This window comes from Sinobacterium norvegicum, assembly GCF_923077115.1.
Taxonomy (GTDB): domain Bacteria; phylum Pseudomonadota; class Gammaproteobacteria; order Pseudomonadales; family Sinobacteriaceae; genus Sinobacterium; species Sinobacterium norvegicum.
In genome coordinates, this window is sequence record NZ_CAKLPX010000001.1 from 1848868 (window position 1) to 1875107 (window position 26240).

A 26240-nucleotide genomic window follows, 5' to 3' on the forward strand; every position below is an offset into this window, starting at 1 on the left:
CCGCAGGACTCTGGCACTATAAACGCTGTATTGATCAACACCGCATAAAATAACAGTGAATAAGAGCCCGCTATGAAACTCCCCGTTACCACCTCCTCTGTACAAGTCCGCTTCTCCGATACCGACGCCATGGGCCACATCTCTTCGGGTGCCTACGTCAGTTATATGGAGGTTGGCCGGGCCGATTTCTTCTACGCCATTAACAACTGTTATGAGGGCGAAGTACCCTACAATGCCGTGGTCAATATCAATATCGATTATCTCGGCGAGGTGATTTTTGGTGCCGATGTCAGCGTCGTTAGCTGGTGCTCGCGGATGGGCAATAAAAGCATGACGATCAGCCACGAGATTATCGCCGATGGTCGTGTTGCCAGCCGCGGACACATAACCGTTGCTGGCTTCGACCTCAAAACGCGCAAGGGCTGCCAGCTACCAGCAGACTGGGAAGAATCGGAGCGATAAGCACACCTATGACGACCCTCTACTATTTCGCCTACGGCTCTAATATGTCGATGGCGCGACTTCGACAACGCGTACCCAGCGCAGAGAAACTCGGTATTTTTGCGCTCGCCAGCCACGAGCTGCGATTCGACAAAAAAGGCCGGGACGGCTCTGGCAAGTGCAATGCACTCTATACCGGCAACGACAGCGATACCGTGTTCGGCACGCTATTCAGCATGAAAGCGGATGAAAAACCCACCCTCGACGAGGCCGAAAGCCTCGGCGTCGGTTATGGTGACAAGACTGTCACGGTGACCAATGCCACCGGTGAATCGTTCGAGGCGTTGACTTACTACGCGCTCAGGCTAGATGCCAACTACCAACCCTACGACTGGTACCTTAATCACGTGTTAATTGGCGCCTTCGAAACAGGCTTGCCACTGGATTATATTGCCAAGATTGAAGCGGTTGAATCCAAGCCAGACCCAGATCGGAGCCGGGCGGCGACGCAATGGGCCGTGCACGATTAGCGCGGCTATAAATTAACTCAAAAAAAACAGCTGCTGTCATCAAATGGCAAGTATTTAATGCTGCTCTCTTTATGATGAGACCCATCACGCCTATTTGACCGCCGGCAATCACCACCGCTCGGGCAGACAGGCAACCCTATTTGATGAGGTATAAAGATGAATAAAATCGAAGTAGGTCAGATTTGGGCAGATTCCACCGGCGAATGGCATACCGTGCGCAGCATCCGCGAAAAGGGGTTCAATGCGGTTGATAGTCGGGGGGAATCCTTCTTCTATACCATGGACGGCCACTTAATCAATCTTAAAACCATCGAGTTTGGCGGTGACCAGCACACGTTACGCCAGCGAGTACGCTAACAATAAACGCCACGCCCCGATGATCAGAGCACTCGGCGAGAGCAGCTAAGGCACTGCCACATATCACAGCTAGGTTGATCCATCACAACGCACCACCGAACGATAATGATTATCATTACTTAAATTCATTTTGAGTAATCACCATGCTGCTAAGCCCTTCGATGACTGGTACCGCCAGTGCCGACCCACTTCGCCAAGCCTTTGCCGCTAAGAACGCTCCTCATGCTGGCCGGAACAGTCAGCCGGTGACAATCAGTGAACTGCAATGGCAACAATGGTGGCGGCAGCCAAGTACGGCGCAGCAACGCACGCTGTATATTCATATCCCCTTCTGCCGCAAGCGCTGCAGCTTCTGTAATTTTTTCGTCAGCGGCTCCAACCCTGCCGACATTAGTGACTATATGCAGTCTATAACAGCGCAGCTGACCATTGCCGCGGACACGGTTTTGGCCCAAAGCCGTATGTTTGACGCAGTGTATGTGGGCGGCGGCACCCCCAGCGATATGAGTGCCGAAGCAATCAGCCGTCTCGGTCAAGCCATCGCCAAATTCCCTCTTAACGACGATACCGAAATCACCCTGGAGGGACGACTGCACGGCTTCGACGACGATAAATGGCAGGCCGCCCTGAGCAGCGGCTTCAATCGTTTTTCCTTTGGCGTGCAGAGCTTCGAAACCCAAGTACGTCAAGCCGCTGGCCGCATCGATGGCCGCGACATTGTCATCGACAGACTCAAGCAGTTGAGCCAACATCCAACAGCCAGCATTGTGGTCGACCTCATCTTCGGTCTGCCAGGACAGACCAGGGATATTTGGCAGCAAGACCTGGCAGCGGTTATCCAGTCAAACGTCCACGGTGTCGACCTCTATCAGCTCATCCAACTGAGTGGCAGCCTGATTGACCGAGCCAGCAGCAAGGGAGAAATACTCGGCACCGACAACAGTCAGTTCCAAGCCGACAGTCAGGCCCGCGCCGGCATGTATGCCTCCGGGGCAGAGTTTTTTGAATCACGGCAGTGGCAACGGCTGTCCAGCTGCCATTGGCGCAGAGATGAGCGTGAACGTAGTCGCTATAACAGCTTGGCAAAAAGTGGGGTCGAGACCCTACCCTTCGGCGCCGGTGCCGGCGGCAATATTCATGGGCACAGTTTAATGAATGGCCGCAAGATAAAAGCGTGGCGGCAGGCACTGGCCAGCGATGTCAGTATCGCCACCCCCTGTCGAGTACCGGGAATGGTCATTGCCCCTAACTCATCGGCAGCCTTTGACAGCACTATTAAGCGAGGCCTAGACCGCGGCATATTGCCGCTCGATCAGTTGGAACAAACAATGATCGAACAACTCAAGCCGCTGTTTAACGCCTGGCAAAACAATGGCCTGGCCATACTGGATCGGCAACATTTAAAGCTGACACTTGCCGGGCGATTTTGGAATGTAAACTTACAAACAGGACTGTTTGACTATTTAACGAAAAACAGTATCCGGCAATAAATAGCCCCGCCGTATGTCATTCCCGCAGCGTTGAAGTTATCATCTAACACATATAACAGAGCACTATCGAGATAACAGCCCTGGCAACAACAATGCCCCTCGATAGCAATAAACAAACGATGAGACACACCCATGGACTTAACAACAATGAGTGGCCTGGAAGTAATTCAGGCTGTCATCCGAGGTGAATTACCACCCCCTTCTATTACCAATGCCATTCCGATGATTATGGCCGAGGCCGAGGCCGGACGGGTGATCTTCCTCGCCACCGCCAATGAGAATCACCTCAACCCCATGGGTGGCGTCCACGGCGGTTTCGCCGCCACAGTGCTCGATTCGGTCACCGGCTGCGCCGTCCATACAATGATGGAACCCATGGTGAGCTATAGCACCATCGACCTCAATATAAAGATGATGCGACCACTGCCGCAGCACGAGGAAATGATTGCCGAGGGGCGCATCGTCAACCTCTCTAAGTCGCTGGGTGTCGCCGAGGGCACACTGAAGAATAAGGCTGGCAAGCTATTGGCAACGGCTACAGCGACCTGCCTAATAAAAAGACTTTAGCTGCAAAGCAATGGTCGAAACAACACCAGTGACCACTGCATAGACGATCGTGCAATAGCTTTGTGGCCCATGCTTATTTTCTTCGGTGATACATCCGAACAGAGATTTTTGACGTATATTTAATTCAGTAAACGCCATCTATCGAGAATAAGAGACATAACATGGATACCATCAGTCGAGAGAAAATCAGCATCGGCATCAGCAGCTGCCTGATCGGCGAAAGAGTACGCTTTGACTCCGGCCACAAGAACAACAGCTATATCACCGGCACCTTGAGTGACTACTTCAGCTTTACGCCTTTTTGCCCCGAGGTCAGTATTGGCCTCAGCATTCCCCGTGAGCCCATCCGCCTTGTTGGCATCGACGGTGAGACGCGCTGCGTGGGCACCCGCGACGCCGAGCGTGATTTCACCGACGCGCTAGACCAATGCGCCCAAGAACAACATGATTGGCACAGCAATTTACGCGGCTATATTCTCAAGAAGGACTCCCCCAGCTGCGGCATGGAAAGAGTAAAACTGTACACCGAGGGAGGCCCCTCGGCTCCGGGTAGAAACGGTATTGGCATCTATGCTAACCGACTGATGAAGAACTTCCCCAACCTGCCAGTAGAGGAAGAGGGGCGCCTTGGCGATGCCCGCCTACGAGAGAACTTCATTCAGCGTGTCTTTATCTACAGCCGCTGGCGAGACATGATGGCAGCCTCGCCTGAGCTTAAACACATCCAACAGTTCCACGCTCGCCATAAATATATTTTCATGAGCCACGACCAAGAAAAAGCCCGGGCACTCGGCGCCATGCTGGCCGACAAAAAAGGCTGTGACATCGACCAACTCTGTGAGCAGTATCTCAGTCAGATGACAGCATTGCTGAAGATTATTGCCAGTCGCAAAAACCATGTCAATGCGCTACAACACATCCAAGGCTACTTGAAAAATCACCTCGACAAAGAAGATAAGGAAGAAATGACGCAGGCAATCACACAATATCATCGCGGCCTATTGCCCTTGATTGTACCCATTACCCTGCTGCGCCATCACTTCCGACGCAACCCGAACGAGTACATTAGCCAATCATTCTATTTAAAGCCGCACCCGAGTGAATTAATGCTACTCAATAACGTCTAACCATCCATCACAGGCTATGATGCAACAGAGCTGTAATCTCTGTTATTCTATAGCTTGTGAATAATACTTTTAAGAAGGTCAGCCGTTTTTTTGCCAGCGCAACTCATCCAAGCACAGAGCCACTGCGTACCATACAATAACAGGCAACCATGGAAACCCTATGACACAGCTTAACCCGCTCACTACACATCCTATTGATTACCAAATGAATGCCGCCGTGATTCATATCAGCAATCTGCGACTGCGCACTTTCATTGGCTTTAACCCTGAAGAACTGAGCAAACAGCAAGATATTATTATCAATGCAGAAATACACTACAGCGCCGATGAGGCCTGTGACAGCGACGACGAAAATCGCGCGCTCAACTATAAACTGGTGTGCAAAAGCCTGATCGAGCATGTGGAAAACGGCCGTTTCCGCCTACTCGAAAAACTGGTTGCCGATTTACTGGCCATTATAATGGCTGCCAAACAGGTTGAATACGCCAGTATCCGTGTCGACAAACCGCATGCACTGCGCTTTGCCGACTCCGTCTCACTCAGCCTCAGCGCCAACCGTTAAACCAGCGTATCACCACCCAAACATGCATACACTTTAGCCCAGGAAATTGCTATGAACATTGCTATCAATCAACCACTTACCATCAGTGAAACTGTCATAAGTGACGAGGCGAATCTGGTACAGCAAGCACTGCTACAACGCGGTTTAGAAACTCCATTAGTTGACAACGATCTGACCAATGAAGAAAAATACCAGCGTATCAAGGCCTCATTTACCGATATCGTCGCCACTCTGGGTCTTGATTTAACGGATGATAGTTTGGCAGAAACCCCGCATCGCATTGCCAAGATGTTTGTCGGTGAAATTTTTTCTGGCCTCGACTACAGCCAATTCCCCAAGATCACCGTCATCGACAACAAGATGAGTGTCGATGAAATGGTCAGGGTCAAAGATATTAGCTTTACTAGCACCTGCGAACACCACTTTGTTACCATCGATGGCATGGCCACCGTCGCCTACATCCCCAAGGATAAAATCATCGGCCTCTCTAAGATCAACCGTATTGTTCGCTTCTTCGCCCAACGACCTCAGGTACAAGAACGCTTGACCCAACAAATATTGGTGGCTTTGCAAGCACTGCTCAACACCGACGATGTCGCCGTCAGCATGGATGCCAGACACTACTGCGTCAAAGCTCGTGGTGTTATGGATGCCAGTTCTAGCACACAGACGACAGCACTAGGTGGCTGCTTCAAAAGTAATGATAAAACACGGTCTGAGTTTCTAGCCAAATAGAAACTGGGGGCTGTGACTCTGACTCACCTCGGATGTGACAACCTCTGCCTTCGGTGATGGCGGCGTCTTCTTCCGTCACCAACGCTACGAACACCGGCTAGTATTTAAGCCATAAAAAAAGCCCTTATCAGTGGCTGATAGGGGCTTTTTTATGCTCACAATAGCGGTGAATGCTAGCGCAGCCCCGCATTGATGTTTTCCAACACAGAAGCACTGGGACATAAGACGGTTTCATCAAGCTCTCGTAACGGCGCCTTATTGGTATTTATCTGACCGTGCAAGTCCTGACTGTCAGTGTCGAGATAGAGCAAGCCGGTCAAGATTTCACCTTTCAGTTTTGCTTGGGCAATGGCATTCAAGGCCGACTGCCGGTCAAACGGATCCCATTCCTGCGCCAGCTTATTCAGCTTCAGCTCAGATCCATCGTGCATGGTAACCGCCGTCGACTCGCCCTCATCGTACTGAGTGGTAATCTGCTCCTTCATCGGCACAAAATCCAGCGTCGACGTGGCGTCGAGATGATCGCGCACATACTCATAGTTTTTAGTCGAGCCAGGATTATTATTAAACGTCACACAGGGCGAAATCACATCGATCAGGGCAAAACCCTGATGCGACAACGCCGCCTTGATCAATGGCTCGAGCTGCTCCTTGTCACCAGAGAAGCTGCGAGCCACAAAAGTCGCCCCTAACTGCAGCGCAATACTGGCCAGATCAATAGGTTCAAAGGCATTGACGCTGCCCGCCTTGGAGGTGGACCCGATGTCGGCTGTCGCCGAATCCTGCCCCTTGGTCAAACCGTAACAACCATTGTTCATCACGATATACATCATATTGAGGTTGCGACGAACAACATGGGCAAACTGCCCCATGCCAATCGAGGCAGTGTCGCCGTCACCAGAGACGCCGACATAGGTCATGTCTCGGTTGGCCAATGCAGCACCCGTGGCCACCGACGGCATACGACCGTGGACAGAGTTAAAACCGTGCGAATTACCCAAGAAGTAACTGGGGGTTTTCGACGAACAGCCGATGCCAGACATCTTAGCAACATTGTGGGGGGCGATAGACAACTCGAATACCGCGGTCAATATAGCCGCCGATATTGAATCATGACCGCAGCCGGCACACAGTGTCGACAGCGGCCCCTCATAGTCTTTTTTGGTATAACCCAAATCGTTGGTTGGCAGATTGGGGTGGCGAAATGCAGGGCGAATAAAGCTCATCGTTAGGCCTCCTTCAACGCGGGGACAATAGTGAGTGGACTGATGCTGTTCTCGAGCTGCGCCGACACTTTCTCGACCACAAAACTGGCCGTCAACGGCATGCCATCATAGTTCAACACCGCCAGCAGTTTCGCCGGGTTGGTCTCCAGTTCGTTGATAATCAATGAACGCATCTGACCATCGCGGTTTTGCTCGATTACAAACACCTGCGTGTGCTCAGCAATAAATGCCTCAACCTCATCACTGAAAGGGAAGGCCTTGATACACATGGCGTCAATTTTTAAGTTGTGACTGCGGAAGTAATCCAGCGCCTCCTCGGCAGCATATTTACTGGTGCCGTAAAACAACATCGCGATGTCGGAGGTATTACCCTGTTGGTAGACCTCTGGCTTGGGCATTAAGCCCTTGCTGGTCTGCCACTTCTTTTCCAGGCGCTGCATGTTGGCCACGTATTCATCGCCGTCTTCGGTATAAACGGCGTACTCATCACGCGAGGTACCACGGGTAAAAAAGGCGCCCTTGGTCGGGTGGGTACCCGGATAGGTGCGATAACAAATACCATCGCCATCAACATCCAGATAACGACCAAAACGCTCGCTACTCGCCTCGAGCATGTCTGCCGTCATCACCTTGCCGCGGTCGAGCTTACGCTCATCATCCCAGCTAAACGGTTCAGACATGTTGTCGTTCATGCCCAGATCGAGGTCGGTCATAATGATAACTGGCGTCTGGATTCGCTCTGCCAAATCGAAAGACAGTGCGGTGAAATCGAAACACTCCTTTGGCGTCGAAGGTATGATGAGCACCTGTTTGGTATCACCGTGTGAGGCATAGGCTGCGGATAAAATATCCGATTGCTGAGTCCGGGTCGGCATGCCTGTCGACGGCCCTGATCGCTGCACATCAATTAGCACCAATGGTATTTCAGCAAAATAAGCCAAGCCTAAAAATTCACTCATTAATGACACGCCGGGGCCCGATGTGGCGGTGAATGCGCGGGCGCCGTTCCAGCTGGCACCGATGACCATACCGATTGCCGCCAGTTCATCCTCGGCCTGCACAATAGCAAAGTTATTGGCTCCGGTGGCCGCATCAATACGCAGCCGCTTGGCGTATTTACCAAAGGCATCGATAACCGATGTCGAAGGCGTGATCGGATACCAACCAGCAACAGTGGCGCCGGCAAAGACAGCACCCAAACCGCAGGCCGAGTTACCGTCAACCAGAATCGAATCTTTGACTAAATCACGGCTTTCAAGTCGCAGCCCCAGCGGGCAGTTATAGTGTTGTTTGGCGTAGCTATAGCCTAATTCTAAGGCGTGTATATTTGGCGCTATTAGCTTTTCTTTACCCTTGAACTGATCTTCTACCATCGCCGTTAACACGGTAAAATCCATATCCAGTAAGGCGGCTAATGCACCGACATAAATGATGTTTTTAAATAATTGGCGCAGCGATGGATTGCTGTATTCCTGCAGACAAATTTCCGTCAGCGGCAGGCCAACAAATAAAATATCATCACGCATCATCCGCAGGTCTAACGGTTTGGTAGAGTCGTAAATAAAGCAACCCCCGGGGGTCACCTCTTTTATATCGCGAGCCATCGACTGAGCATTCACACCGACAACAACATCGGCACCGCCGCGGCGGCCGATATAACCCTGTTCTGATATCCGCACCTCATACCAGGTCGGCAGGCCTTGTATGTTAGAGGGGAAAATATTTTTTGGTGTGACCGGGATGCCCATGCGAAAAACAGCCTTGGCAAACATGTTGTTGGCCGAGGCCGAGCCAGTACCGTTTACGTTGGCGAAACGAACCACGAACTCATTGACTGCCTGTAATTGTTTCATCGGCACGAACCCCCTGCCTTGCTGTCTTTGAAGAGAAATTTCTGCATATCCCAGGCTGTTGTTGGGCAGCGCTCGGCACATAAACCGCAGTGCAGACACACATCCTCATCCTTCACCATTGCTCGCTTGGTTGGCAATACGTCCGAGATATATAAATCCTGCGCCAGATTGGTCGCCGGGGCCGATAAACGCTGACGCAGATCTGCCTCCTCCGTCAGCTCAACAAAAGAGATACAATCGGTTGGGCAGACATCCATACAAGAGTCACACTCAATACATCGATCTCCGTAAAACACCGTTTGCACATCGCAGTTCAAGCAGCGCTGGGTCTCCTGAACCGCATCCTCCAAGGAATAGCCGAGTTCAACCTCGACAAAACGGTTGGCCAGCGATTTTTCCTTATCCTCGATGGGGACCACATAGCGACTGTCGTTGGCGACCGACGAGCTGTAACTCCATTCATGCACACCCATTTTTTGAGAAACAAGATTAACCGTCGGGTCAGGACGCTCGCGGTGTAAATCCTTGCCTGCCAGCATCAGATCGATCGAGATGGCTGCCTGATGCGCCTGTGCCACGGCAGTAATAATATTTTCAGGGCCAAAGGCAGCATCACCGGCAAAGAAAACCTTATCCAGTGTTGACTGGTAAGTGACCTTATCGACAACCGGCATATCCCACTGACCAAATTCAATCCCTACATCTTTTTCTATCCAGGGAAAAACATTCTCTTGGCCGACGGCAATAATCACATCATCACATTCAAAATAGACGATCTCACCGGTCGGTATTAACGACCGCTTGCCATTTTCATCGTAGACCGCATCCACTTTTTCGAAGTTCATACCAACCAGTTTGCCGTTATCACAGACAAACTCTTTCGGGCTGTGGTTATCAAAGATGGGGATATCTTCATGCATCGCATCTTCTTTCTCCCACGGCGATGCCTTCATATCGGCATAGGGCGAGCGCACCACGATTTTGACATCTTCACCACCAAGGCGGCGGGCACTGCGACAGCAATCCATGGCAGTATTGCCACCACCGAGAACCAACACTCTTTTGCCAACGCTATCGGTATGATCGAAGGCAATACTGGACAGCCATTCAATACCAATATGAATGTTGTCATCACCCTCTTTACGACCATCGAGTTTGGCCAGATCTCGCCCCCTCGGCGCGCCGGTGCCAACAACAATGGCATCGTAATTTTTATCTAACAACCCTTTTAAGCTATCGACTTTATTACCGAAGAAGGTATCCACCCCCATGTCCAAAATATAACCCAGCTCATCGTCTAGTACGCTCATTGGCAGGCGAAACGAGGGGATTTGGCTGCGCATCATGCCACCTGCCTTGAGCTGCTCATCGTACAGGTGAATACTGTAGCCTAATGGCATCAAGTCCCTGGCCACTGTCAGCGAGGCTGGGCCTGCGCCAACAAGCGCAACTGTTTTACCGTTTTTGAGCTCAGGTATTGCCGGCAACTGGCTAAGAATCTGCTGTTGTTCCGTCATGTCGGCGGCAACACGTTTCAGCCGACAGATAGCCACTGGCTCCTCGTCGATACGACCACGGCGACAGGCCGTCTCACAGGGCCGATCACAGACCCTTCCGAGCACGCCAGGAAAGACGTTAGACTCCCAATTCACCATATAGGCATCGCCATAGCGCTGTTGGTGTATCAGTCTTATATATTCGGGAACAGGGGTATGGGCGGGGCAGGCATATTGACAATCCACCACTTTATGGTGGTAGTCGGGCGAGGAAATATCAGTTGGTTTCACAATACACTTCCTGGGTATTATTATTTTTATATTTGTTGTTAGCCCTGATTTCTGGGCTAACTCACTGTGAGTATTTATTTGCCTAATACAAACTTAGCATAATCCGTTTAACGGTGACACCGCCATGTCCATAGCGACTCTCTTTGCTGACAAAACGGCTTAACACAATTATTTGCCACCGCTTAAATAGGTTAAACGGTGACGCAATCATTAGGCAAGCACTGACTGTCAAATGATGGCAATTTTTACAGTTTTAGAAAAAACCTCACCCTAAAGCATCTATTGCCTGAATGAGTTTGTCGACAACAACAACCTCCAAGCCTTTTATGGGGTCCCGTGGGGCATTGGCCCGCGGCACAATTGCACGCGTAAAGCCATGCTTTGCCGCCTCGCTCAACCGCTCCTGGCCACTCGGCACAGGGCGAATCTCGCCGGACAAGCCCACTTCACCGAAGACAACTAAATCACGCGGTAGCGGCGTATCACGAAAGCTGGAGACAACAGATAACAGTAACGCTAAGTCGGCCGATGTCTCTAAAACTTTGACGCCACCGACGACGTTAATAAAAACATCTTGATCACCCACCATCAAACCACCATGACGATGCAATACAGCTAACAACATTGCTAAGCGATTTTGATCGAGGCCGACAGCCACCCGCTTGGGATGACCACCCATGCTGTCATCGACCAGCGCTTGCAGTTCGACCAACAGTGGCCGCGTTCCCTCCCATACCACCATAACAGCACTACCAGAGTTAACCTCTTTGCCACGACTTAAAAATATTGCCGAGGGGTTTTTTACCTCTTTCATGCCCTGCTCAGTCATAGCAAAAACACCGAGCTCGTTGACCGCGCCAAAGCGGTTCTTCTGGCCTCGCAGGGTCCGATAACGACTGTCGTGGCTGCCCTCCAACAAAATCGAGCAATCGATCATATGCTCCAATACTTTCGGGCCGGCCAGTGAACCATCTTTGGTCACATGCCCCACTAACAGCAAGACCGTGCCAGTTTGCTTGGCAAAACGGGTCAGCGTCGCCGCTGATTCACGCACCTGCGATACACTCCCCGGCGCCGATTGAATATCGGCCAAATGGGTGGTCTGAATCGAATCGACCACCAACACTTTCGGTTTATGTTGCTCGGCGGCGATAATAATATTTTCGACGCTGGTTTCAGACAGCATTTGCAACTTATCCGTCGGCAGCCCTAACCGATGCGCCCGCATCGCCACCTGCTGCAACGACTCCTCACCAGTAACATACAGCGCCGGCATTTGCCCGGCTAAAAAGCACATGGTTTGCAGTAACAGCGTCGATTTACCCGCGCCGGGGTTACCACCGACCAATATCGCCGAGCCAGGTACCAGGCCGCCGCCTAGCACGCGGTCAAATTCTTGCGTACCGCTGCTAAATCGCGGCAGTGCCGACAGATCAATGTCGGCAAGGGTTTGAATCGACGCCGATACCGCGCCGGAATAGCCAACACGGCCGCCTGAAGTCGATACGGCAGGGCCTAATCGAATCTCAGAGATGGTATTCCAGGCGTTACAATCGCCGCACTGCCCCTGCCACTTGCTGTAGTCAGAACCGCAGTCACTACAGACGTAAGCCGTTGTTTTCTTTTTAGCCACTGATTAACCCTTTCCATTTCCTGCAAATATGTTCATTCTAACAACAGCCAGCCCGCGACTAAAACTCATTCAATCGGGCTGGTATCGCGCCGAACTGCGTCGTAGAATAGCAAGTTCGCCTTCGTCTTTGTCGAAATATCTCGTGCTTATTGGATAACCTGAAGTTATGCCCTTGTCTCTGATTCAACAACGTAACATTGTCATCCCCTCCCGTCTGGCACAACAGATTGGCTTGGAAGGCGCAGTGTTACTACAGACGCTGAGCGAGTGCGCACAATATCTTACCGCCGAAGACAACCGCGGTTTCCAATGGCATGAGATTGCCAAGACTAAGCTACTATCGCTACTGCCATTCTGGACCGAAAACGATGTCCAGCGTATTAGCGATCAGCTGAAAGACAACGGCTTAATTCGTCTCGATTCACCACAGTTGGCGCTCACCGATTACTATCGCTTTGCCTTCAACCAACAGGGCAGCAGCCACAAGAATCAAACCAATAACAGCCGCACTACTGCAAGAGCTACCAGCAGCCATGCCATGCCGAGTTGGACGCCGAGAAAACGTGGCACCCAGCCGCCGAGGCCCATAGCAGAAACAGCACCCACCATCAGCGAACCCTCCTCTCAACCCTACCGCCAACCGATTGATCAGAGTCAGCATCAGGTGCGCCAGCGTAATCTACCGCCGAGCTGGCCCAGCCTCGGGGCCAAAAACAATGGTCAGCTGATAACGGCTAACTGGCAACCGAGCAATGACAAGGTAGAGCAATTACACGTTCTACATGGTGTACCGACAGAATTCTGTCGCCAGCAAACCGCCGAATTTGTCACCTACTGGGTCGACAAGGCAGAGCGTCATGTCAGCTGGGAGAGCAAATTCCATAGCCATATCGTTAAAGCGTGGCAATACCAACAGATTCGTCAAAATCAGCAACAGCTGAAGCAACAAAACAAAGCCGAAAAACAGGCCGCCGCCGCCGCCGACCTCAATAACTGGCAGCCCAGCCATGACGCCGTCGATATCATGCTGCGCGACAACGTCGAAAAAGACTTCATCTATAACGCCGTACCCGAATTCATCCTCTATTGGCGCGAGCGCGATCACGGCGCAGGCCAATGGAATAGCAAGTTTATCCAGCATGTTCGCCTCACCTGGGCACGCTATAGCGCTACCATCGAACACGATGGCCTGCCGCAGATCATCGACCCAAAATGGCAACCGAGTCACGATGCTATCGACGTTCTTAGCATGGCCAATATCGACAGCGCCTTCGCCCGCAGCCTGGTGGCGGAATTTGTGATATTCTGGCACGACAACAAGCAACCCCAACGCTCCTGGAACTCAAAATTTATCCAGTGGGTTAAATCGCAATGGGCACGACGCCACCAAATGGACACGCACAATGTCTCATCCCAAGGAAATCAAAACTTTACTGGCAAAGACCAGCGCGGCTTTGTCGAAAAACACACCGACTCAAGCTGGGCAGAAGACCTCTGAGGCCAAGGTTTCCGATAGCGATCAACGCCAAAGTGCTGATAAGGGGCAGGTAGTCGCCGCCGTCAATCAGATGTTTGCCGAGCTAGAAGTGGTCTATCACAACCAGTTTCGCAATGCCTTCCCGAGTCCAGAGAAACTGCACTACGCCAAGAAGCTGTGGTTTAGCAATCTCAGCCACCTCAGTCCTGACACGATTATTCAAGCGACCCATCAGGCAATTCGCTCCTCTGATTTTTTGCCGACGGTGCACGGTATTCTAAAATACTGCGACGCCCTCGATAGCCATGGCCTACCCAATGCACGCAGCGCCTATATCGAAGCCTGCAATGCCAGTAAGCCCCGCCGCGATCATCCGTGGTCTCACCCCGCGGTTTACTTCGCAGGCCAAGACAGCGATTGGTTTTTTCTCGAATCGAGCAGCGAGCAAAAAGCCTTCCCCGTATTCAAGAGCCATTACGACAAACTGTGCGAGCGCGTTCGCAGTGGCGAAGATCTCGTCGTCAACCCTACTCCTGCTCTGCCTGCATCGATCAACCGGCCACTCAACAGCGAGCAGCGGCGCGAGGCGCTGGATAAGCTAAAGCAGGATACCGGCCTTTAGCACCTTCTTGGCGCTCGGTCCCGGGCGCCAGCAAAACAACCGATACATTTTTTGCACCAGATCGAATCCCCGCGTTAGAAAGCTGCATCATTGTGCGCCCTAAGTTCGCACACTTGCTGCTAACTAGCGTACCGAGGGGCGCACCGTAATAGCCCTCTAAGCCGCGCTATGGCTCGCAAGCATTTATTAAAACAATCTTGGCACGATCCCTGCTAAACATGATTTATAACTTTCTAATCTTTGTTGCGGCATTATTTCAGGGGAACCCTATGAGTAGCCAAAAACTCAACCTTCTCAACTTTTCCGATAGTTCGATAAGAACACTCCATCTTTCATGGTTTGCTTTCTTTCTAACTTTTGTCATGTGGTTCAGCTATGCGCCGATGAAGCCCTTCATCGTTGAAGCCTTTAACCTGACCAACGGCCAGTGGAAGGCGCTGCTTATTCTTAACGTGGCACTTACTATTCCTGCCCGTATCGTGGTCGGTATGCTGGTCGACAAATTCGGCCCACGCATTGTTTTCAGCCTACTGTTGATCACCTCTTCATTTCTCTGCTGGGGCTTCGCCTTTGCCCAAAGCTATGAGCAACTGGCATTGTTTCGCTTTCTCTGCGGTTTTACCGGCGCCGGCTTTGTTATTGGTATCCGCCTGGTGGGTGAATGGTTCCCCGCAAAAACTGTCGGCCTCGCCGAGGGTGTCTATGGAGGCTGGGGCAACTTCGGCTCGTCGGTAGCCGCCTGGACACTGCCCGCGTTAGCTGCCTACTCATTTGGCGGCGAAGACGGCTGGCGGTATGCTATTGCGGTTACGGGTGTTGTTGCCCTTTGCTACGGCGTATTTTTCTATTTAAAGGCACGCAATACACCGGCTGGCTCGACCTACTTCAAGCCTAAAAAGAGTGGCGGCTTAGAAGTCAGCAGCCAGAGAGATTTTTGGTTTTATATTGCGATGAATATCCCCATGTACATTGCTCTCGCTGTTTTAACCTGGAAATTATCGCCGGCTGGCGTCGGTCTGCTCACCGATGGCACCAGCAATATACTGTGGCTGGGGCTGGCAATTATTTTTGTCTTTCAGTTTTATCAAATCTATGACGTTAATAAGGAAATCTTCAGCAAGGAACCCGCTCAGGCAGACAGCTACAAGTTCAAGCAAGTCGCTATTTTAGACTGGGCCTACTTTGTCACCTTTGGTTCAGAGCTTGCCGTGGTATCAATGCTACCCGCCTTTTTCATGGAATCCTTTGGCCTAACACCGATCATGGCCGGCTTGCTCGGCGGCGCCTTTGCCGTGATGAACTTGGTCGCACGCCCCGGTGGCGGCTATCTATCGGATAAGCTAGGACGCAAGAAGACGCTATCGTTTTTGATTGCCGGTCTCGCCGCGGGTTATATGGTGCTGTCTCAAATCACCGCCGAATGGGCCATACCGTTGGCAGTTATTGCGGTGATGACTTGTTCGTTCTTTGTTCAAGCGGGTGAAGGCGCAGTCTTTGCCATGGTGCCGCTGATCAAACGTCGAATGACCGGACAAATCGCGGGCATGGTAGGCGCATACGGCAACGTGGGTGCGGTCACCTTCCTCACCGTTTATTCCTTCGTTGATACCTCAACATTCTTCATGGTCATCGCCTCTTCTGCCGTCATTTGCTTTGGCATGGTTCAATTCATAGAAGAACCCGCAGGCCACATGCACGAGGTATTACCCGATGGTACTGTGCAGTTGATCGAAGTCAGCTAATCTATCCCAATGAAGAAAGACGTAACCGTTAGCACTGGCGGCGGCAAAGCCGCCAGCAGCCCCTCTCAAGCAATATCCGTCATCCTGATAGATCAAGATAGCTCACGCGCTACCATCCTCAAGAAAGCACTCAATTTTGCCCATTTCGACATTGTTGCATCCTTAGACAGCTGCGAGGGACTGCAATCAATCATCAGCACCTCTGCTGCCGATTTAATCGTCATTGGTATCGATAGCCCTGATCAATCAACACTGAAACAATTAGCAGTATTAACAAAGAAAAGACCCACACCTGTGGTTATGTTTGCAGAAAAAGACACACCTAACATTATTGCCAACGTTGTCGATGCCGGTGTCAACGCATACGTTGTTAACGATATACAGGCGGAGAGAATCAAAGCGATTATCGATGTCGCGGTGGCAAGATTTCATGCCCAGCGCCGCTTACTCACCGAGCTTGAAAGTGCAAAAAACCAGCTACAGGAGCGAAAAATAATCGATCGAGCAAAAGGAATCCTAATGCAACAGCGATCCCTTAGCGAAAGCGATGCCTTCGCTGCAATACGATCAATGGCGATGGACAAAGGCATTAGTTTGAGTGTTGTCGCCAGCAATATTATCGACATTTTCTCGTTGTTAAATACCGAGAACCATAACGCTTAGGCAATCCCCAACAACAATCACATCAACCTATAAAAAGTACTATTACAGTGCGTAATACCTGACAGAAACACTAAGGCCTTGAACATAAGGCCGATATAACAACGGTTTCAGGACTGAAAACACCAATATAAAAACTTGGCACGCTAACTGCTAAAGAAACTATAGAATATTAAATTATTTCAAACATTCGAAATAATAACCGGCTATCAACGGCGATAGTTTCAGGTTTCAGGTAGAGACACCTTCTACCGCAAGAGCAACGGCGCTCACAATACAATAGTCATTATGACTGTATGTACTGTGGGCGTTTTTTTTGGAAAAAATAAGGAAATTAAAATGCTATCAACGTCTATAAAAAAAGCTATTGCTTTTCTGGCCATAGCCTCTAGCTGCCAATCAGCAATAGCCGATATAGGTTTCGCCGAGAAAGAAGAATTGAAATTTGGTTTTATAAAATTGACCGACATGGCCCCCTTGGCTATAGCCTATGAAAAAGGCTACTTCGAAGACGAAGGCTTATATGTCACGCTTGAGGCGCAAGCGAACTGGAAGGTATTACTCGACGGCGTCATAGATGGCCAGCTCGACGGTGCTCATATGCTCGCAGGCCAACCCTTGGGAGCGACAATCGGTTATGGCACGCAGGCACATATAGTGACCGCCTTTTCGATGGATTTGAACGGTAACGCCATTACGGTTTCAAATGATATTTGGCGGAAAATGAAAGTGAATGTGCCTCACGAAAATGGCAAGCCGGTTCACCCGATCAAAGCAGATGCTCTGAAACCAGTCGTTGAGCAATACATAGAGGCAGGAAAGCCTTTCAATATGGGCATGGTATTTCCTGTCTCTACCCATAACTATGAACTGCGTTACTGGCTAGCATCCGGTGGCATCCACCCTGGTTATTATGCGCCGCACAAGGGCGACAGCAGCGGCACTATTGAGGCACAAGCCCTTCTCTCGGTCACGCCGCCACCACAAATGCCCAGCACCATGGAAGCCGGCACTATTTATGGTTACTGCGTTGGCGAACCCTGGAACCAACAGGCAGTCTTTAAGGGGATTGGCGTACCTGTCATTACCGATTATGAGATTTGGCGCAACAACCCTGAAAAGGTATTCGGCGTATCTAACGACTGGGCAGAGAAAAACCCAAACACCCACATCCGTATTGTCAAAGCAATGATTCGTGCCGCCAAGTGGCTGGACGAAAATAACAATGCCAACCGTAAAGAAGCTTCAAAGATTTTATCGAAGCCCAACTACGTCGGCGCGGACTACGAGGTCATTGCCAACTCAATGACCGGTACGTTTGAATACGAAAAAGGCGATGTACGTGAAGTGCCAGATTTCAATGTGTTCTTTCGCCACAACGCCACCTACCCCTACTACTCAGATGCTATTTGGTATCTCACTCAGATGCGCCGCTGGGGACAGATCAGCGAGGAAAAAAGCGATCAATGGTATAGCGATACCGCGAGAAAAGTATATCGCCCTGATATCTATGCCGCGGCAGCACAATCGCTTATTGATGAGGGAAAGGCGAACGCCAATGAATTCCCCGACCTCAATAATGAGAGCGGTTTTAAACCCGAACAAACAGGGTTTATTGACGGCATTAGCTATGACGGCAAAAAACCCAATGAGTACCTTAATAAATTCACCATCGGCCTAAAAGGCGATCAGGTTTTATAAGTGTTATCGGCGGTGAAAGCCGCCATCTACTGTATCGTTGTTATGCAAGGAATTGAGTATGTCTATTCAGGCTAGTATTTCGAATTTGTTTGAGACTAAACAAAAAAGAAAAACGCTAAATATTTATGAATCTATTATAAAACCAGTCATCCGAACATTGACCGCGCCACTACTGGGAATTATTATTTTTCTCTTTATCTGGACAATTTCCGCCGCCAACATTCATACATCACTAGGCGAATTTCCAGGACCTTCAGCGGCCCTCAAACAGGGCGCAGTACTGTGGCAAGAACACAAAGAAAGTGGCATTAAAGAATCGGCGTTTTATCAGCGTCAAGAACAAAAAAATGCACAACGAATCGCACTACAACCCGACTATGTCGCTAAAGTTCGTCCCTACACGGGCGCACCTGATTTTATCGACCAAATATCCACCTCTTTGCTTACCGTCATGGCAGGCTTTGCTCTGTCATCGCTTATTGCCATACCTTTTGGCATAATTATTGGCTTAAACAGCATGCTGCATGCTGCCAGCAACCCAATCATTCAAATTTTCAAACCTGTCTCCCCCTTGGCTTGGCTGCCCTTGGTGACAATGGTCGTCAGCGCGCTCTATATCAGTGACGACCCCTTACTGCCAAAGTCATTTGTGACCTCAGTGATTACAGTCACACTCTGTTCACTATGGCCAACGTTGATCAACACAGCCGTCGGGGTCGCCACCATAGATGACGATTTAAAAAATGTTAGCAAGGTACTTCGCTTAGGCTGGTTCTCTCACGTTAAAAAGATTGTCATCCCCTCCGCTACACCGATGATTTTCACCGGCCTTCGGCTCTCTCTCAGTACCGCCTGGATGGTACTAATCGCCGCCGAAATGCTGTCTCAAAACCCGGGTCTCGGTAAGTTTGTCTGGGACGAATTTCAAAATGGCAGTTCATCATCATTGGCGAGAATTATGTTTGCCGTACTCACTATTGGTGTCATCGGATTTGTGCTCGACAGAATCATGTTAGCGCTCCAGCGATACGCCTCTTGGGACAAAAACAGCAGCAGCCTATAAAACTGGAGATAATCTATGAATAATTTTTTACAACTCAGCGGCGTCGGCATCGATTTCCCAACAAGAGATGGTGCATTTTGTGCCTTAAAAGATGTCTTCCTCGATGTTAAGCAAGGGGAGTTCATCTCTTTGATTGGCCACTCTGGCTGTGGAAAATCAACCGTATTGAATATCATTGCCGGGCTTCATCAAGCCACCACGGGAGGTGTCATCCTCAACGGCAAAGAGGTCGACCAACCAGGCCCCGAGAGGGCTGTTGTATTCCAGAACCACTCATTACTTCCCTGGCTTACCGCCTATGAAAATGTAGAGCTTGCGGTTAAAACTGTTTTCAAAAAACAAAAGACAAAAAAACAAATGCGGGAGTGGATCGAGCACAATCTGTCACTCGTGCATATGGAACACGCTATTGACAAGCGTCCTGGCGAGATATCTGGCGGCATGAAACAGCGGGTAGGTATCGCCCGCGCCCTCGCAATGCAACCCGATGTTCTGCTGATGGATGAGCCCTTTGGCGCTCTTGATGCCCTAACTCGCGCCCATCTACAAGACTCGATCATGGACATTCAGGCAAAGCTAAACAACACCGTGATCATGATCACTCACGATGTTGATGAGGCCGTTTTATTATCTGATCGCATCATTATGATGACCAACGGCCCCGCCGCGACGATCGGCGAAATACTGCCGATAGAATTACCCCGGCCTAGGGATCGATTAGCCCTCGCCAATGATGAACGTTACAACAACTATCGCGCTGCTGTTTTACAGTTCCTCTATGAAAAACAAAAAAAAGTTGAACCGATTACACCGACACAAAAAGCACCGGCTTCTGCCGCAGAACAAAACACCAGCACCGACATTGCCTAATAAGAATTTATAGATCGCCTCAAACCTTGGAGTAAAAAATGAAGTTTCACCTTAGCCCTATTGCAATCGCCATCACCATAGCCTCCGCGACAGCGTCAAACGCAGGAAAAACATTTGCCGACGACAGTTTTTATCAAGCCATATCATCGGGCACAGCGACGATCGATGTTAGAACACGCTACGAATCTGTCGATCAAGACGGCATTGACAATACCGCTGACGCTTTAACAATAAGAACAAAACTGGGCTATAAGACTGGCGACTATCTCGGTTTTACCGGTTTCATTGAGATGGAAGACTCTCGTACAATCGCGGGCATCGATGACTATGCCCCTAACAAGTCGGGCTACCCCGTGATTGCCGATCCCGCCTCTACCAACCTGAACCAAGCCTATCTCAACTATCAGTTTACTGAGGGCTTAGATCTCCGTGCAGGTCGCCAGCGCATCATCTTGGATAACGCACGATTCGTTGGCAATGTCGGCTGGCGACAGAACGAGCAGACTTTCGATGCCGTCAAAGCATCGTATGGTGCTAACAACTTGACCGTCGATGCCGTGTGGATTAGCCAGGTAAAAACTATCACCGACGGCACCCTCAACACTAATCACGCTCTGTTCAATGCCAGTTATCAGCTTGCCAACATCGGCAAACTGACGGGTTATTTCTACGGCCTTGATAATCAAGATGACAGTAACGATAACGCCACCAACTCTGATACTTATGGCGTCAGATTTGCCGGTTCCATGGCACTCAATGACAGCATAAAGCTTATTTACAACGCCGAGTATGCCAACCAGAAAACCGATGTCGACAATTACAACGCCGACTATATACTCGCCGAAATTGGCGCTGATTTTTCACTGTTTAGTATTAAAGCTGGGTATGAATTATTGGGCAGCGACGATGCAAGTTATGGTTTTCAAACCCCGCTGGCGACCAAGCATGCCTTCAATGGCTGGGCTGACAAGTTCCTTTCTACCCCTACCGGCGGATTACAAGATAGTTACATTCAGGCCAGTACCAAAGTGGCTGGCATGAAGCTTGCTGCTATCTATCACCAGTACGATGCGGATCAAGCCTTCAATTGTGGCGGCAGCGACCAATGCGACAGCCTAGGCGATGAGATCAACCTGCTCTTAGTCAAGCCGCTCGCTAAGAAATACAAGGTTGGCGTCAAATACGCAGCTTACTCGGCAACAGACTTCGCGACAGATACTGACAAGGTCTGGCTCTGGGGTGAAATGAAGTTTTAACGAACACCCACCTTTGGCGCTCCCTAACGGGGCGCCCCTTTTTTTGAGGGCACTATGGACGCACAATTGATACAGCACAGCTTCCGCCAACACAAACATTGGTTAGCCGTCATCGAAGCCATTAAGAACATCCAAACGTTGAGCTACGAGGTGAGGAACCATCGAGGCGCGACTACGGCGCAATTGGTGGGTGATGATTTTCTTAATTCAATAGCCTTCAGACAACAGCAGTCGGCCGATAAGATGCTGGCCACCATCGAACGATTCAGCAATAGCTTTCCTGATATTTTGCAACGTAAAGAATATGCCTGCATCAGCCAAAGTTGGCGAGCTATTCAGCAGCAATGGCATAACCTTGGCCCTCTTGCCTGCTTCGATCTTCATAGCAAACTGTTAGATTATTTAAACAAGCTCAGTTGGTTAATTGCCATCAGAACCGATGGCGACATACTCGATAATAAGGGCGGTGATAAATCGCGCCTCAGTCATTTTATTTTTAGTCATTTGATTCAACTGATCGAATCGACAGCGAGACTAAGGGGTATTGCATGCTTCCACTGCAGCAAGGGCGAGCTCAATGCAGAGGACAGACAGGAACTGGGACGCTTACTCAACACTCTCTTTCAGCAGTGGAGTGATTTACAGCGAGAGCACAAAAACATGCCGCTTTACTCCCAGCAACTTGTTGAAGATTCCATCAACTGTCGCGATATGCAAAGCCTGTTATGTGATTTTTTTGATGTGATCAATCCGATCCAAAACACCCAGGAAGAACTTCCTGTCAGTGCCGATATTTTTCTCAGTGCGGGCCCTTTTTTGGCCGCCTTAAAGCACCAGTACAACATTCTCGTTGATCAACTGGCTGGCTGCATGCCCAGCAACCTGAACCACTGGGTCAATGGTTCATCGATGATAAAACAGCAAGGCCTAGAGCTCTAGGCCTTGGCGATCAGACTTAAATTTCTTCTAGTGGGCCGAAGAATTCAAAGCGAACATACTCATCGCTAATATTTAAGTTGCGGGCAATATTGCGCATCGCCTGCATAAACGGTTTCGGCCCCAAGAATAAGAAATCGACCTTTTTATCGCTGGGCAATAAAGCCGAGATCATCTCCTGACTAATAAAGCCATGATGATTTGCTTGATCGTTGGCCAGCGGCTCGCTATACACATAGGTAGTATTAAAGCCTTCGTGCTGCTCGGCAAGCTGATCGGTATGCTGTTTAAAAGCGTGGGTCTTACTGTTGATGGCGGCATGGACAAAGTCAATCTTGCGCCCATGCTTAGCAATATCGTTAGCAATACTGATTGCAGGTGTAATACCCACGCCGCCGGTCACTAATAACAGCGGACGCTGCGACTGAGGAGCGGTGAATTCACCACTCGGGGCCAATAGCTGCAAGTGATCGCCGATACTGCACTGCTGATGCAAAAAGCTCGACATCGCGCCACTCTCTTCGCGCTTAACACTGATGCGGTAATAATCATTATTGGGCGCATCAGACAGGCTATAGTTGCGGCGTATTTGCTCGCCATTCACCTCGGCAACCACACAAATATACTGACCGGCTGCAAAGCCCATCAAATCACCACCGTCGGCAGGCTTGAGGTAAAACGACTTAATCACCTCGCTCTCATCGACTATTTTGTCGATCACAAATTCGCGTTCACCACGCCAGCCACCCACTTCGGCCGCCTTAGCTTGATACACTTCTTCCTCGGCACCGATCAGCAAATCAGCCAAGAAGTTATAAGCTTCACCCCAAGCCGCTGCCACCTCATCGGTCACCGCATCACCCAGCACCTCAGCAATAGCTTCCAGCAGACACTTACCGACAATGGCATAGTGCTCAGGTTTAATATCTAACGATACGTGCTTGGCAACAATCTGGCCGACAACGGGACCCAAATTATGCAGCTTATCGATATTCAACGCATAGGCAACGACGCTATCTGCCAGCGCCTTGGCCTGAGTACCCTTGCTCTGATGGGTCGCATTAAAATAAGGGCGAACCTCCGGGTAGCCGTCCAGCATAATGGTGTAAAAGCGGCCGGTGATTTCGGTTGAGTGCTGCTTTACTGCCGGTGCGGTGGCTTTTACGATGGCGACGGTTTGTTCAGATAATGACATATTGCTGTTCCCTGTGACGAAAGATATAGCCAGAATCGGCTGGCAAAATTTAATGTTTCAATAAGTTGTTCTATATCAACCTTCGTGCCAACTTTTATCGGTAGTGTTTTCGAGGGCTTCAGCCTATAGTTGTCATATCGACATCCAATAGCTTGTGTTATTAAGACAACACTAGAGGTTAAAGTGACTACAGAAAACAGCGCCGGCATAGAACTCATTGCCGATCTTAGCCGCCAACTGCCCGCCAGTGAGCGCTACCAACGCCTACTCGATCAAATCACCACACTATTCCCCTGTGATGCCATCGCCCTACTCAAACTAGAGGGCGAGCAATTGCGCCCACTGGCGATTAAGGGGCTGAGCCAAGACACTCTTGGCCGGCGCTTTAAGCTCGATCAACACCCCAGACTCAGCAGTATTTTGGCCACCAACCAGCCGCTGCGCTTCCCCGCCGACAGCGACTTACCCGACCCCTATGACGGCTTGGTCGGCGATGACTGCGATAAGCTGGAGGTGCACGACTGCCTCGGCGTAACACTGATTGTTGACGATATCCCCTGGGGTGTAATCACCCTCGACGCACTCGATCCCCACTGTTTCGACCAGCTCGACTATCAACTGCTGGCCAATATTATCAGCATTGCTGCCGCCACCGCCAAGGCCGCAGAGTTAATACAAGCCCTGGAGCAGCAGGTTGAAACACAGCACCAACTGACCATGTCGGTACTGCAACAGAAGCAGACCGAAATGATTGGTAAAAGCACGGCCATGCGTAGCCTGATTGCCGACCTCGATGCCGTTGCCCCATCAATGCTGTCAGTGCTGATTACCGGCGAAACAGGTGCCGGCAAAGAGGTCGTCGCCCACCATATTCACCGACAATCTGAACGCTGCAACCAACCCCTGGTCTATATCAACTGTGCCGCACTGCCGGAGAGCATCGCCGAGAGCGAACTCTTTGGCCACCGTAAAGGAGCCTTTACGGGTGCCGTCGACAACCGCGCCGGTAAATTCGAAATGGCCGATGGCGGCACCTTATTTCTCGATGAGCTAGGCGAGCTGCCACTGCCGATTCAAGCCAAGTTATTACGCGCCATTCAAAGTGGTGAGATTCAGCGGGTCGGCAGCGACGCCCCGGTCAATGTCGACGTTCGGATTATTACCGCCACCAACCGCAATCTTAAGCAGGAGGTCAAGGCCGGCCGTTTTCGTGCCGACTTATACCACCGCCTCAGTGTTTTTCCCGTGGAGGTGCCGCCACTGCGTGAGCGCGCCAGCGATATTATCCTACTTGCCGGCTATATGCTTGAGCAGGAACAGCACCACTTTGGCATCGACAAGCTTCGTCTCGCACCGAGCTGCAATGCCACACTGAAACAATATCACTGGCCGGGTAACGTGCGTGAACTTCACCACCTTTTGAGCCGGGCGGCACTCAAGGCGGTCAGCAGCCAACGAAACCGAAAACTGGTTACCATCGACAACAGCCACCTCGATATCACCCCCTCCACAACACCCAACGGCCCACACCTCGAACAGGCAACTCTTACCACTGCCAATCAGCAAGACATCGACTTAAAATCCATTGTCGACCAATTCCAAATCGAGCTGATTCAGCAAAAGCTTGAGCAGCATCAAAAAAACATGGCGGCGACAGCAAGATCGCTTGGCTTAGACCGCAGTAACTTCTATCGTCTGCTCAAACGACTGGACATCTATACTGATAACTAAGTCAACGTACTGCACAAGACGCAAATTATACGCGCTACCGAAGGTAAATAATGAACTGGCTCAACTCTGTGGCGCTGGCCACCACCATGCTTATTCTGGTCATGACACCGGGGCCCGGTGTCTTTGCCGTGGTTGCCCGCGCCTTGGCCAGCGGCTTTAAAACCACGCTGCCGCTGGTCTTTGGCATGGTATTAGGCGACTTGGTTTTTCTATCGATTGCCATCTTCGGTCTGTCGCTGATTGCCGGCTGGCTGGACGAGCTGTTTGTGGTGGTGAAATATCTTGGTGCCTGCTACTTGCTATGGATGGGCTACAAGATACTCAAGTCCAAGCCAACGACAACAGTCAACGAGGATGACAGCACCGTCGAGCGATGGCCAGCCACGGTTGCCAGTGGCTTGATGATTGCGCTGTCCAACCCCAAGGTCATCTTGTTCTACCTCGGCCTACTCCCCACCTTTGTCGATTTGACCACATTACAATCAATTGATATCGGCATTATCGTGACCATCGTATTTTCCATCGTCAGCTCAGTATTGATCGGCTATGCTTATACCGCCGCGCGCGCCAGACACTTATTTAAAAGCGACAAAGCCTCGATTCGGCTCAACCGCTTTGCCGCCTCGGCCATGGCCGCCACTGCGATGGCGATAGTGTTCAGGCAATAGGCTTTATTATC

24 protein-coding genes are annotated in these 26240 nt (G+C 50.5%); 19 read left to right on the forward strand and 5 right to left on the reverse strand.

The genetic code is table 11. The features are described from left to right. Window positions 1–72 precede the first annotated feature (72 nt). The 8 genes from L9P87_RS08305 to folE all read left to right on the forward strand — a co-directional run bounded on the left by L9P87_RS08305 (window position 73) and on the right by folE (window position 5809). The gene (locus L9P87_RS08305) at window positions 73–462 is read left to right on the forward strand and encodes an acyl-CoA thioesterase (protein WP_237444209.1); all 390 of its coding nucleotides are present in this window, start codon (window positions 73–75) and stop codon (window positions 460–462) included. 8 nt (window positions 463–470) lie between these two features. Next, window positions 471–971 carry a gamma-glutamylcyclotransferase family protein gene (locus L9P87_RS08310; RefSeq protein ID WP_237444210.1) on the forward strand — a complete coding sequence of 167 codons (501 nt, stop codon included), beginning with the start codon at window positions 471–473 and terminating at the stop codon, window positions 969–971. 156 nt (window positions 972–1127) lie between these two features. Further along, window positions 1128–1328 carry a hypothetical protein gene (locus L9P87_RS08315; RefSeq protein WP_237444211.1) on the forward strand — a complete coding sequence of 67 codons (201 nt, stop codon included), beginning with the start codon at window positions 1128–1130 and terminating at the stop codon, window positions 1326–1328. Window positions 1329–1471: 143 nt separating this feature from the next. Further along, window positions 1472–2818, forward strand: a complete 1347-nt coding sequence (gene hutW, locus L9P87_RS08320) for a heme anaerobic degradation radical SAM methyltransferase ChuW/HutW (protein WP_237444212.1) — start codon at window positions 1472–1474, stop codon at window positions 2816–2818. A 132-nt stretch (window positions 2819–2950) separates the two neighbouring features. Continuing rightward, the gene (locus L9P87_RS08325; protein WP_237444213.1) at window positions 2951–3385 is read left to right on the forward strand and encodes a PaaI family thioesterase; all 435 of its coding nucleotides are present in this window, start codon (window positions 2951–2953) and stop codon (window positions 3383–3385) included. Window positions 3386–3546: 161 nt separating this feature from the next. Beyond that, window positions 3547–4512: a YbgA family protein gene (locus tag L9P87_RS08330; RefSeq protein WP_237444214.1), complete on the forward strand. Its 966-nt coding sequence runs from the start codon at window positions 3547–3549 to the stop codon at window positions 4510–4512. 160 nt (window positions 4513–4672) lie between these two features. Continuing rightward, on the forward strand, window positions 4673–5074 hold the full coding sequence (folX, locus tag L9P87_RS08335) for a dihydroneopterin triphosphate 2'-epimerase (protein WP_237444215.1): 402 nt from the start codon (window positions 4673–4675) through the stop codon (window positions 5072–5074). A 51-nt stretch (window positions 5075–5125) separates the two neighbouring features. Then, complete coding sequence (folE, locus tag L9P87_RS08340; RefSeq protein WP_237444216.1) at window positions 5126–5809, forward strand: GTP cyclohydrolase I FolE; 684 nt, start codon at window positions 5126–5128, stop codon at window positions 5807–5809. A gap of 173 nt (window positions 5810–5982) precedes the next feature. Here the strand turns inward: folE and L9P87_RS08345 are convergent, their stop codons facing one another. The 4 genes from L9P87_RS08345 to radA form a co-directional block, all read right to left on the reverse strand. Continuing rightward, on the reverse strand, window positions 5983–7035 hold the full coding sequence (locus tag L9P87_RS08345) for a 2-oxoacid:ferredoxin oxidoreductase subunit beta (protein ID WP_237444217.1): 1053 nt from the start codon (window positions 7033–7035) through the stop codon (window positions 5983–5985). 2 nt (window positions 7036–7037) lie between these two features. Beyond that, on the reverse strand, window positions 7038–8888 hold the full coding sequence (locus L9P87_RS08350) for a 2-oxoacid:acceptor oxidoreductase subunit alpha (RefSeq protein ID WP_237444218.1): 1851 nt from the start codon (window positions 8886–8888) through the stop codon (window positions 7038–7040). Next, on the reverse strand, window positions 8885–10675 hold the full coding sequence (locus L9P87_RS08355; protein WP_237444219.1) for an FAD-dependent oxidoreductase: 1791 nt from the start codon (window positions 10673–10675) through the stop codon (window positions 8885–8887). Before L9P87_RS08355 ends, L9P87_RS08350 begins: the two co-directional genes overlap by 4 nt. Before the next feature lie 265 nt (window positions 10676–10940). After that, entirely contained in the window at window positions 10941–12308 is a 1368-nt protein-coding gene (radA, locus tag L9P87_RS08360) for a DNA repair protein RadA (protein ID WP_237444220.1), read from the reverse strand. 172 nt (window positions 12309–12480) lie between these two features. Here radA and L9P87_RS08365 point away from each other — a divergent pair, with 172 nt between their 5' ends. The 9 genes from L9P87_RS08365 to L9P87_RS08405 all read left to right on the forward strand — a co-directional run bounded on the left by L9P87_RS08365 (window position 12481) and on the right by L9P87_RS08405 (window position 22638). After that, on the forward strand, window positions 12481–13806 hold the full coding sequence (locus L9P87_RS08365) for a DnaT-like ssDNA-binding domain-containing protein (RefSeq protein WP_237444221.1): 1326 nt from the start codon (window positions 12481–12483) through the stop codon (window positions 13804–13806). Then, the gene (locus tag L9P87_RS08370; RefSeq protein WP_237444222.1) at window positions 13763–14407 is read left to right on the forward strand and encodes a replication protein P; all 645 of its coding nucleotides are present in this window, start codon (window positions 13763–13765) and stop codon (window positions 14405–14407) included. Before L9P87_RS08365 ends, L9P87_RS08370 begins: the two co-directional genes overlap by 44 nt. A gap of 269 nt (window positions 14408–14676) precedes the next feature. Beyond that, window positions 14677–16149: a NarK family nitrate/nitrite MFS transporter gene (locus L9P87_RS08375; RefSeq protein ID WP_237444223.1), complete on the forward strand. Its 1473-nt coding sequence runs from the start codon at window positions 14677–14679 to the stop codon at window positions 16147–16149. 9 nt (window positions 16150–16158) lie between these two features. After that, the gene (locus L9P87_RS08380) at window positions 16159–16812 is read left to right on the forward strand and encodes an ANTAR domain-containing response regulator (protein WP_237444224.1); all 654 of its coding nucleotides are present in this window, start codon (window positions 16159–16161) and stop codon (window positions 16810–16812) included. 336 nt (window positions 16813–17148) lie between these two features. Further along, window positions 17149–18510, forward strand: coding sequence for a CmpA/NrtA family ABC transporter substrate-binding protein (locus L9P87_RS08385; protein WP_237444225.1), 1362 nt, complete (start codon window positions 17149–17151; stop codon window positions 18508–18510). A 58-nt stretch (window positions 18511–18568) separates the two neighbouring features. Beyond that, window positions 18569–19573 (forward strand): ABC transporter permease, encoded by a 1005-nt coding sequence (locus L9P87_RS08390; RefSeq protein ID WP_237444226.1) that lies wholly within the window; start codon window positions 18569–18571, stop codon window positions 19571–19573. 15 nt (window positions 19574–19588) lie between these two features. Further along, window positions 19589–20443: an ABC transporter ATP-binding protein gene (locus tag L9P87_RS08395; RefSeq protein ID WP_237444227.1), complete on the forward strand. Its 855-nt coding sequence runs from the start codon at window positions 19589–19591 to the stop codon at window positions 20441–20443. A gap of 38 nt (window positions 20444–20481) precedes the next feature. Beyond that, on the forward strand, window positions 20482–21699 hold the full coding sequence (locus tag L9P87_RS08400) for an alginate export family protein (RefSeq protein WP_237444228.1): 1218 nt from the start codon (window positions 20482–20484) through the stop codon (window positions 21697–21699). Window positions 21700–21753: 54 nt separating this feature from the next. After that, a complete protein-coding gene (locus L9P87_RS08405) occupies window positions 21754–22638 on the forward strand; it encodes a hypothetical protein (protein WP_237444229.1) in 885 nt (294 codons plus the stop codon). Window positions 22639–22654: 16 nt separating this feature from the next. Here the strand turns inward: L9P87_RS08405 and hmpA are convergent, their stop codons facing one another. Beyond that, window positions 22655–23830, reverse strand: coding sequence for an NO-inducible flavohemoprotein (gene hmpA, locus L9P87_RS08410; protein WP_237444230.1), 1176 nt, complete (start codon window positions 23828–23830; stop codon window positions 22655–22657). Between the two features lie 183 nt (window positions 23831–24013). Here hmpA and norR point away from each other — a divergent pair, with 183 nt between their 5' ends. Continuing rightward, window positions 24014–25561: a nitric oxide reductase transcriptional regulator NorR gene (gene norR / locus L9P87_RS08415; RefSeq protein ID WP_237444231.1), complete on the forward strand. Its 1548-nt coding sequence runs from the start codon at window positions 24014–24016 to the stop codon at window positions 25559–25561. 50 nt (window positions 25562–25611) lie between these two features. After that, window positions 25612–26229 carry a LysE family translocator gene (locus L9P87_RS08420; RefSeq protein WP_237444232.1) on the forward strand — a complete coding sequence of 206 codons (618 nt, stop codon included), beginning with the start codon at window positions 25612–25614 and terminating at the stop codon, window positions 26227–26229. Window positions 26230–26240: the final 11 nt, after the last annotated feature.

What these genes read in the sequence shown, in the direction of transcription:
- L9P87_RS08345 (WP_237444217.1), bottom strand. Translation starts at nt 7,035, where the DNA reads ATGAGCTTTATTCGCCCTGCATTTCGCCACCCCAATCTGCCAACCAAC.
- hutW (WP_237444212.1), top strand. Translation starts at nt 1,472, where the DNA reads ATGCTGCTAAGCCCTTCGATGACTGGTACCGCCAGTGCCGACCCACTT.
- L9P87_RS08330 (WP_237444214.1), top strand. Translation starts at nt 3,547, where the DNA reads ATGGATACCATCAGTCGAGAGAAAATCAGCATCGGCATCAGCAGCTGC.
- L9P87_RS08305 (WP_237444209.1), top strand. Translation starts at nt 73, where the DNA reads ATGAAACTCCCCGTTACCACCTCCTCTGTACAAGTCCGCTTCTCCGAT.
- hmpA (WP_237444230.1), bottom strand. Translation starts at nt 23,830, where the DNA reads ATGTCATTATCTGAACAAACCGTCGCCATCGTAAAAGCCACCGCACCG.
- L9P87_RS08405 (WP_237444229.1), top strand. Translation starts at nt 21,754, where the DNA reads ATGGACGCACAATTGATACAGCACAGCTTCCGCCAACACAAACATTGG.
- L9P87_RS08390 (WP_237444226.1), top strand. Translation starts at nt 18,569, where the DNA reads ATGTCTATTCAGGCTAGTATTTCGAATTTGTTTGAGACTAAACAAAAA.
- folX (WP_237444215.1), top strand. Translation starts at nt 4,673, where the DNA reads ATGACACAGCTTAACCCGCTCACTACACATCCTATTGATTACCAAATG.
- L9P87_RS08400 (WP_237444228.1), top strand. Translation starts at nt 20,482, where the DNA reads ATGAAGTTTCACCTTAGCCCTATTGCAATCGCCATCACCATAGCCTCC.
- L9P87_RS08325 (WP_237444213.1), top strand. Translation starts at nt 2,951, where the DNA reads ATGGACTTAACAACAATGAGTGGCCTGGAAGTAATTCAGGCTGTCATC.
- L9P87_RS08310 (WP_237444210.1), top strand. Translation starts at nt 471, where the DNA reads ATGACGACCCTCTACTATTTCGCCTACGGCTCTAATATGTCGATGGCG.
- L9P87_RS08375 (WP_237444223.1), top strand. Translation starts at nt 14,677, where the DNA reads ATGAGTAGCCAAAAACTCAACCTTCTCAACTTTTCCGATAGTTCGATA.
- L9P87_RS08350 (WP_237444218.1), bottom strand. Translation starts at nt 8,888, where the DNA reads ATGAAACAATTACAGGCAGTCAATGAGTTCGTGGTTCGTTTCGCCAAC.
- L9P87_RS08395 (WP_237444227.1), top strand. Translation starts at nt 19,589, where the DNA reads ATGAATAATTTTTTACAACTCAGCGGCGTCGGCATCGATTTCCCAACA.
- L9P87_RS08315 (WP_237444211.1), top strand. Translation starts at nt 1,128, where the DNA reads ATGAATAAAATCGAAGTAGGTCAGATTTGGGCAGATTCCACCGGCGAA.
- folE (WP_237444216.1), top strand. Translation starts at nt 5,126, where the DNA reads ATGAACATTGCTATCAATCAACCACTTACCATCAGTGAAACTGTCATA.
- L9P87_RS08380 (WP_237444224.1), top strand. Translation starts at nt 16,159, where the DNA reads ATGAAGAAAGACGTAACCGTTAGCACTGGCGGCGGCAAAGCCGCCAGC.
- L9P87_RS08420 (WP_237444232.1), top strand. Translation starts at nt 25,612, where the DNA reads ATGAACTGGCTCAACTCTGTGGCGCTGGCCACCACCATGCTTATTCTG.
- L9P87_RS08385 (WP_237444225.1), top strand. Translation starts at nt 17,149, where the DNA reads ATGCTATCAACGTCTATAAAAAAAGCTATTGCTTTTCTGGCCATAGCC.